Below are 8462 nucleotides of genomic sequence, written 5' to 3' on the forward strand. Positions count from 1 at the left end.
TTTCTCTATTGTTCAACGTGATAAACACGGGCAATCCACCCTCCGCCTGAAGCCATATGTATTTTTAATTTCCGGTTGTCCGGAATAGTAATGATCTCCTTTCTATAATCTCTTGCCACTCTGTCGGCATTCACGCCATCCCTGAATATCTCAGCCTTATACTCCCCTTCTCCCAAAAAAGAAAGGTCTATCTCCAGATCGCGTGACTCCCAGTTGGTCATGGAACCTATATACCAATTATTCCCTCTTCTCCTTGCAATACTGACATATTCTGCTACTTTACCATTCAGGGCCTTGGTTTCATCCCATACTGTCGGAATCGAAGCAATCAATTCTGTACATTCTTTTTCACCTTCATAGTTGGAAGGACTATCGCAAAGCATATTCAATGGCGATTCAAATATAACATACTGCGCTAATTGCCGGCATCTTGTGCCCTGGCTCATAGCTTCACTATTTACAGGGCGATAATTGTTTTTCGAGGCATTGCGCATTGCTCCCTGAGTGTAATCCAGGGGGCCTGCCACCTGACGAATAAAAGGTATTGTCACATCGTAAACAACCTGATCCACCGAAGGAGATGACCATTTCATCTGTTCCAGTCCATGTACTCCCTCGAAATTGATTACATTCGGATAGGTGCGGTGTAGTCCTGTAGGCTTATATGTCCCGTGATAATCTATCAATAGTTTATATTTGGCGGCCATTTCGGCTCCACGCCGATGAAAATCTACCATATATTGATCGTCGCGGTCCATAAAATCCACTTTAAAGCCTTTGATACCCATCTCGCTGTAATGCTTGCACACTCTTTCCATATCCCGGTCGAAAGCATGATAACCGGCCCAAATGATCAAACCCACATTTTTTGATTTGGCGTAAGCAGTTAAATCCGGCAAATCTATTTCCGGAACCACCTGAAACAGGTCGGCTTGCTTATTCACAGCCCAGCCTTCATCTAATATTACATACTCAATTCCATGTTTGGAAGCAAAGTCAATATAGTATTTATAGGTCGTGTTATTTATTCCGGTTTTGAAATCGACATTATACAAATTCCAGTCGTTCCACCATTCCCAGGCCACTTTTCCTGGCTTTACCCAGGAGAAATCCATGTCGATAGCAGGAGTCGCTAATTTGTACACCATATCATTATCTGCGAGTTCATGGTCATTCTCAGCGATAATAACCGTACGCCATGGGAACCCGGTTCCTTTATCATAGGCAGCAATGTAATTTTCACGTGATTTCACGAGCATCTGCAACTCGTTGTGCCCTCCTTGTTCAACCTCTTTGGGATAAGGAGCAAAAACACCCTTCAACGAATTTGAGCCGTCTTCATTATAAAGATACATACCAGGATAATTTATCAGGTCCGCTTCTGTCAGGCAGATCTTTTTTCCGTTATTTGCTTCTATCAGAAGAGGAGCAAATGCATATTTCTTTTTATCCCAAGCCGACAAGTTAGTATAAGTATACAAATTCTCAAATGAATTAAAAAACTGTTCTTCAAAACTGTTTGTACGGTCTTCCCTTACGTAGGGGATATAAGCTTTATAATCGGAAGGGAAATTAAATACCGCCTGTTCTGACTTCACCCGGAAAGGCTTTTTTGATGTGGAGACGAAACGATATGCTACCCCATCATCATAGGCCCGGAAGATAATCCAGTAATCACCTTTAAAGGCCAGTGTCAATTCATTGAAATGATCTGACACTTCCTTTTTCTTGTAAATGGCCGCAGGAATAACTTCGTTTACGGCACGGGTCGAAACTTTCTGTAATTCAGGATCTGCACCCCAAACAATACCGTTATCTAATTCCATAGATATGGGAGACGGAGCAATTATTACATCCGAAGCATGCTTTACGGTATATTCTATCGAATGTCCTATCGAAATACCCACCTGGATTTTCCCGTTCGGGGAGTTCAAAGTATGCTGCTTTACGGCAAAAGAATAGCTCACAGAAAATAAAAAAGCTAAAACGACGATGAATTTAAATTGTTGCATCATGATAATTATATATAAATAGAAATTAAATCTCAAAACCAAACCGAGAACCGGAAAAGATAATTAAGTATATTTCTTTAGAAACGATACCCTAAAGAATCTCCAAATAAAGAATTTATACACTCATATCCCCTCCTAATGCAAATGTAGCATCTATTAATCGATTTTATTACATTCATAATGAAAAAATTGTTTTATCGATCAAGCCGTTAACCGCATGGCACAAAAAATAGGCCATAGCTAAAAAACAGTGTTCCACGGCATGGCAATAAAAAAGCCCCCGAAGAGTTCACTTCGGAGGCTTGACTGTGTAAAGGACGGCGGCTACCTACTCTCCCACAAATGATGCAGTACCATCGGCGCCATTGGGCTTAACTTCTCTGTTCGGAATGGGAAGAGGTGGATCCCCAACGCTATAACCACCTTAATATTGTAAGTTAATAATGAATAGTGAATAATGAAATTCTTCACCCTTAACCCTTAATCCATAAAATTGACATGACGAAAAACAAGAGCAATTATCCAAAAATATCCAAGATCACCTTCAAATCCTTCCGGACGCTCCAAATGCTATTTATCAAACCCTGCAGGGACCTGACAAAACAAAGCTTACGGGCAATTAGTACTGCTCGGCTGTGACGTTACCGCCTTTACACCTGCAGCCTATCAAGGTCGTAGTCTGCAACCACCCTTATAAAGAGATCTAATCTTGAGGTAGGCTTCGCGCTTAGATGCTTTCAGCGCTTATCCCTGCCCAGACTTAGCTACCCGGCAGTGCTCCTGGCGGAACAACCGGCAAACCAGAGGTCTGTCCAACACGGTCCTCTCGTACTAGTGTCGGGGCCTCGCAAATCTCTAACGCCCACGATAGATAGAGACCGAACTGTCTCACGACGTTCTGAACCCAGCTCGCGTGCCACTTTAATGGGCGAACAGCCCAACCCTTGGGACCTTCTCCAGCCCCAGGATGTGACGAGCCGACATCGAGGTGCCAAACCATTCCGTCGATATGAGCTCTTGGGAATGATCAGCCTGTTATCCCCGGAGTACCTTTTATCCTTTGAGCGATGGCCATTCCATGCTGAAACCACCGGATCACTATGCTCTAGTTTCCTACCTGATCGACTTGTGGGTCTCCCAGTCAAGCGCGCTTATGCCATTACACTCTACAAAGACGGTTACCAATCGTCCCGAGCGCACCTTTAGAAGCCTCCGTTACTTTTTTGGAGGCGACCACCCCAGTCAAACTACCCACCATACAGTGTCCCCCTTCAAAAGGGGTTAGAGGTCAAACACCCGAAGGGCCGTATTTCAACGTCGGCTCCACGATGACTGGCGTCACCGATTCATTGCCTCCGGCCTATCCTACACATCGGATGCCCAACATCAATGTAAAGCTATAGTAAAGGTTCACGGGGTCTTTTCGTCCCATCGCGGGTAATCGGCATCTTCACCGATACTACAATTTCACCGAGCTCACGGTCGAGACAGTGAGAAGATCGTTACACCATTCGTGCAGGTCGGAACTTACCCGACAAGGAATTTCGCTACCTTAGGACCGTTATAGTTACGGCCGCCGTTTACTGGGGCTTCAATTCAATGCTTCTCCTTTGACAGATGACATCTCCTCTTAACCTTCCAGCACCGGGCAGGTGTCAGGCTATATACCGCGTCTTTCGACTTTGCATAGCCATGTGTTTTTGTTAAACAGTCGCCTTCTCCATTTCTCTGCGGCCAACATTGCTGCCGGCGTCCTTTCTCCCGAAGTTACAGGACTATTTTGCCTAGTTCCTTAACCGTGAATCACTCGAGCGCCTTAGTATTCTCAACCCAACCACCTGTGTCGGTTTGCGGTACGATTGCCATGATAATTGGCGCGTAGCGGTTTTTCTTGGCAGTCGGCTTACCCACGTTATTGGCTCATCCGAAGACTTGCCATACTTTCAGGTTCGGCTCGAGGGGCGGATTTGCCTACCCCTCTCGACGCCTACCCCCTTCAACCCACATTTCCGTCAGTGGGCAGTGGTGTCACTCCTGCGTCCCCGCGTAGCTTATCATGACAGTAACGGAATATTAACCGTTTCTTCCATCGGAATCGCCTCTAGGCTTATCCTTAGGATCGACTAACCCTGATCCGATTAGCGTTGATCAGGAAACCTTGGTTTTTCGGCGAGGGGGTTTCTCTCCCCCTTTGTCGTTACTTATACCTACATTTGCTTTTCCATCCGCTCCAGAACACCTTGCGGTGCGCCTTCAACGCCGTGATGGAATGCTCCCCTACCAATGTGGCAAATTGCCTTGCGGCGATTTGCCAATTCCATAGCTTCGGTAATATGCTTATGCCCGATTATTATCCACGCCCCGCCACTCGACTAGTGAGCTGTTACGCACTCTTTAAATGAATGGCTGCTTCCAAGCCAACATCCTAGCTGTCGCTGCGGCAGGACTTCGTTAAATGCAACTGAGCATATATTTCGGGACCTTAGCTGATGGTCTGAGTTGTTCCTCTCTCGGACGCGGACCTTAGCACCCGCGCCCTCACTCCCGGATATCACTTATACGCATTCGGAGTTTGGCTGGACTTGATAGGCGGCGAAGCCCTCGCATCCAATCAGTAGCTCTACCTCATATAAGTTCGTAGTCCGAGGCTGCACCTAAATGCATTTCGGGGAGTACGAGCTATCTCCAAGTTTGATTAGCCTTTCACCCCTACCCTCAGGTCATCCGAAAACTTTTCAACGTTTACCGGTGCGGTCCTCCATATTGTGTTACCAATACTTCAACCTGCCCAAGGGTAGATCACTTGGTTTCGCGTCTACTCCTGCTGACTGTGCGCCCTGTGAAGACTCGCTTTCGCTGCGGCTGTATACATCGTTGTACTTAACCTTGCCAGGCAAGAGTAACTCGTAGGTTCATTATGCAAAAGGCACGCCGTCACCCGTAAACGGGCTCCGACCGCTTGAAGGCACATGGTTTCAGGGTCTATTTCACTCCTCTGTTCGAGGTTCTTTTCACCTTTCCCTCACGGTACTGGTTCACTATCGGTCTCTGGAGAGTATTTAGCCTTGGCGGATGGTCCCGCCGGTTTCACACAGGATTTCTCGTGTCCCGCGTTACTCAGGATGCTGATAGGCTTCGCCAGAAAGTCGTGTACGGGATTTTCACCCTCTATGATCCAACTTTCCAGATGGTTCCACTTTCCTGGTCTCTTGCCATGCCTCAGTCCTACAACCCCGTATCTGCCGAAACAGATCCGGTTTGGGCTCCTCCCGTTTCGCTCGCCACTACTCCGGGAATCACTTTTGTTTTCTCCTCCTATGGGTACTTAGATGTTTCAGTTCCCCACGTTCGCCTCCCGTCATTCAACGGAATGGCACGCTCTTCGCGTGCCGGGTTGCCCCATTCGGATATCCGCGGATCGATTCGTATTTGCCAATCCCCGCGGCTTTTCGCAGCTTATCACGTCCTTCCTCGCCTTCCAGAGCCTAGGCATCCCCCATGTGCCCTTATTCACTTTTATTTCGCCGTCCGGTATGTCTTTTCCTTTCAGTGCTCGCACCGGATAAAAAGACAGCCGGGTATGATAAATATACTTTAGCGTCTTTGATCTGTCTGTCTTTCCCCTTATTGCCATATGGGGGCAAACTTGACGTCTGCCATGGCGGGAAAGCCATTTTCAATGAACTCTTTTTTTTGTTTTTTGCTCTTGTTTTTATTTCATCATGTCAAAGATCTCTCTTCAATTGTCATCCCCTTGTGCGTCCCTTCGGTCACACGGGCAATCGATAGCTGTCTGGCACGGAGTCGAACCGCTCTTCCCTAATGGACAATTGACAGTTGACAATTGAAAATGAAGGATCCTCCGGTTTTCCACCGCATCCTGTCCATGCTTCCATTATTCGTGTCCCCGACGGACTTCAAACATCAATATTTCCTTTATTCGCGCTTCGGGCTCGCATGCCTCCCGCCTTCTTGTCCACTGCTTTTCAAGCCTTCCCGCCCTGTCACCTTTTCACCCTTAAAAAAACGGTGGAGAATAACGGATTCGAACCGTTGACCCTCTGCGTGCAAGGCAGATGCTCTAGCCAGCTGAGCTAATTCCCCGTTTCCTTCATTGTCAATTGTCAACTGTCAATTGTCAATTGATTTTCAAGTAGTCCCAGGCAGAGTTGAACTGCCGACCTCTACATTATCAGTGTAGCGCTCTAACCAACTGAGCTATAGGACTGGCTGGTTTCGTGTCGGCATCCCTCTTTTTCTGCCTCGTTCCATACTTGCTTGCCGTCTGCAACGGGGGGATGTCTTCCCTTATAGTGGATTATATCATTCATTTAAATATACGTTTACGTCAATTCAAGATTCAAGATTCAAAATCAGGACCTTTCATCTTTTCACAAAGCTTTATACATCTATACCATTGGTACCCTGTCTTCTTCCTTTTCTTTTCAGAAAAAAAATAACCGTGAACCGGAAGCTCCGTCAATAAAGCTTTTTGCCGGTTGTATTTCCGTTTGCCTCAAGCAAGGCGGCATTTCTCCAGAAAGGAGGTGTTCCAGCCGCACCTTCCGGTACGGCTACCTTGTTACGACTTAGCCCCAGTCACCGGTTTTACCCTAGGCCGCTCCTCACCGGTTACGGACTTCAGGCACCCCCAGCTTCCATGGCTTGACGGGCGGTGTGTACAAGGCCCGGGAACGTATTCACCGCGCCGTGGCTGATGCGCGATTACTAGCGAATCCAGCTTCACGGAGTCGAGTTGCAGACTCCGATCCGAACTGAGAGTGGTTTTGGAGATTGGCATCATGTCGCCATGTAGCTGCCCTTTGTACCACCCATTGTAACACGTGTGTCGCCCCGGACGTAAGGGCCGTGCTGATTTGACGTCATCCCCACCTTCCTCGCATCTTACGATGGCAGTCTCGTTAGAGTCCCCAGCTTGACCTGATGGCAACTAACGATGAGGGTTGCGCTCGTTATGGCACTTAAGCCGACACCTCACGGCACGAGCTGACGACAACCATGCAGCACCTACACATCTGTCCCGAAGGAAATCCCCATCTCTGGAGACGCCAGATGCATTTCAAGCCCGGGTAAGGTTCCTCGCGTATCATCGAATTAAACCACATGTTCCTCCGCTTGTGCGGGCCCCCGTCAATTCCTTTGAGTTTCATTCTTGCGAACGTACTCCCCAGGTGGATTACTTAACGCTTTCGCTCAGCCGCTTACATTATATCGCAAACAGCCAGTAATCATCGTTTACTGCGTGGACTACCAGGGTATCTAATCCTGTTTGATCCCCACGCCTTCGTGCTTGAGCGTCAGTTATGGCTTAGTAAGCTGCCTGCGCAATCGGAGTTCCTCGTGATATCTATGCATTTCACCGCTACACCACAAATTCCGCCTACCTCATCCACACTCAAGGCAACCAGTTTCGAAGGCACTTTTACGGTTGAGCCGCAAAATTTCACCGCCGACTTAATCGCCCGCCTGAGCACCCTTTAAACCCAATAAATCCGGATAACGCTCGGATCCTCCGTATTACCGCGGCTGCTGGCACGGAGTTAGCCGATCCTTATTCGCAAGGTACTTGCAAAAAGTCACACGTGACTCACTTTATTCCCTTGCAAAAGAAGTTTACAACCCGTAGGGCCGTCTTCCTTCACGCGACGTGGCTGGTTCAGACTTGCGTCCATTGACCAATATTCCTCACTGCTGCCTCCCGTAGGAGTCTGGTCCGTGTCTCAGTACCAGTGTGGGGGATAAACCTCTCAGTTCCCCTATCCATCGTTGCCTTGGTGGGCCATTACCCCACCAACTAGCTAATGGAACGCATGCCCATCTTCAACCGATTAATCTTTAACAAATATCCCCATGCGGGGCCCCTGTGTTATAGGGTATTAGTCCGTCTTTCAACGGGTTATCCCCTTGTTGAAGGCAGGTTGCATACGTGTTACTCACCCGTGCGCCGGTCGCCACCATCCGTATTGCTACTTCATGTGATGCCCCTCGACTTGCATGTGTTAGGCCTATCGCTAGCGTTCATCCTGAGCCAGGATCAAACTCTTCGTTGTATATTTGTTTTTTTATATTTCCTTGAAATATCCTCCCCCGCCTCCACGGACTGAACCGTGAAGCGGACAAACAAAAAACCACGCAAAGACTCTCTCCCCCGGACCCTCCGAATTCACGATTTATCTCTTTTTTTCCTGCCGGACACTATTCCGCGCCTTGTCATGGCAAAACAAGTTTGCCTCTGTCCCCGGCTTATCGAAATAGTTCCTGTTTTTATTGAACGGGTACCAATTTGATCTCGGCGGCTTAACGCCCCGAGATCCCTTGTATACTCTGCTTTGTCTTCTTTAAAACGTATATGTAAATATCCTAAAGATCGCTTTTTATATTCCGCTTCCCAGTAATTATTTCCTGAAAGCGGGTGCAAAGATAGAGACT

3 protein-coding genes, 2 tRNA genes and 3 rRNA genes are annotated in these 8462 nt (G+C 47.6%); all 8 read right to left on the minus strand.

From position 1 onward, the window contains the following. Positions 1 to 5 precede the first annotated feature (5 nt). The gene (locus tag F597_RS0116700; RefSeq protein WP_425413907.1) at positions 6 to 2015 is read right to left on the minus strand and encodes a retaining alpha-galactosidase; all 2010 of its coding nucleotides are present in this window, start codon (positions 2013 to 2015) and stop codon (positions 6 to 8) included. Positions 2016 to 2327: 312 nt separating this feature from the next. Continuing rightward, positions 2328 to 2439, minus strand: a 5S ribosomal RNA gene (gene rrf / locus F597_RS0116705). Between the two features lie 172 nt (positions 2440 to 2611). Continuing rightward, positions 2612 to 5532, minus strand: a 23S ribosomal RNA gene (locus tag F597_RS0116710). Positions 5533 to 6042: 510 nt separating this feature from the next. Then, positions 6043 to 6116: transfer RNA gene (locus tag F597_RS0116715), tRNA-Ala, on the minus strand. A 50-nt stretch (positions 6117 to 6166) separates the two neighbouring features. Further along, positions 6167 to 6240: transfer RNA gene (locus F597_RS0116720), tRNA-Ile, on the minus strand. Continuing rightward, entirely contained in the window at positions 6218 to 6343 is a 126-nt protein-coding gene (locus F597_RS23000) for a hypothetical protein (RefSeq protein ID WP_281167170.1), read from the minus strand. Before F597_RS23000 ends, F597_RS0116720 begins: the two co-directional genes overlap by 23 nt. A 209-nt stretch (positions 6344 to 6552) precedes the next feature. Beyond that, a 16S ribosomal RNA gene (locus F597_RS0116725) occupies positions 6553 to 8083 on the minus strand. Together the 16S, 23S and 5S rRNA genes with 2 tRNA genes alongside form the textbook arrangement of a ribosomal RNA operon. 113 nt (positions 8084 to 8196) lie before the next feature. Further along, a partial coding sequence (locus tag F597_RS22735) for a hypothetical protein (protein ID WP_026327029.1) occupies positions 8197 to 8462 on the minus strand: 266 nt, incomplete at its 5' end.

Origin of the sequence: Proteiniphilum acetatigenes DSM 18083 (genome assembly GCF_000380985.1) — a bacterium.
Lineage (GTDB): Bacteria > Bacteroidota > Bacteroidia > Bacteroidales > Dysgonomonadaceae > Proteiniphilum > Proteiniphilum acetatigenes.

Excerpts from the sequence above, each read along its gene's own strand:
- F597_RS23000 (WP_281167170.1), bottom strand. The coding sequence starts at position 6,343 with ATGAATGATATAATCCACTATAAGGGAAGACATCCCCCCGTTGCAGAC.
- F597_RS0116700 (WP_425413907.1), bottom strand. The coding sequence starts at position 2,015 with ATGATGCAACAATTTAAATTCATCGTCGTTTTAGCTTTTTTATTTTCT.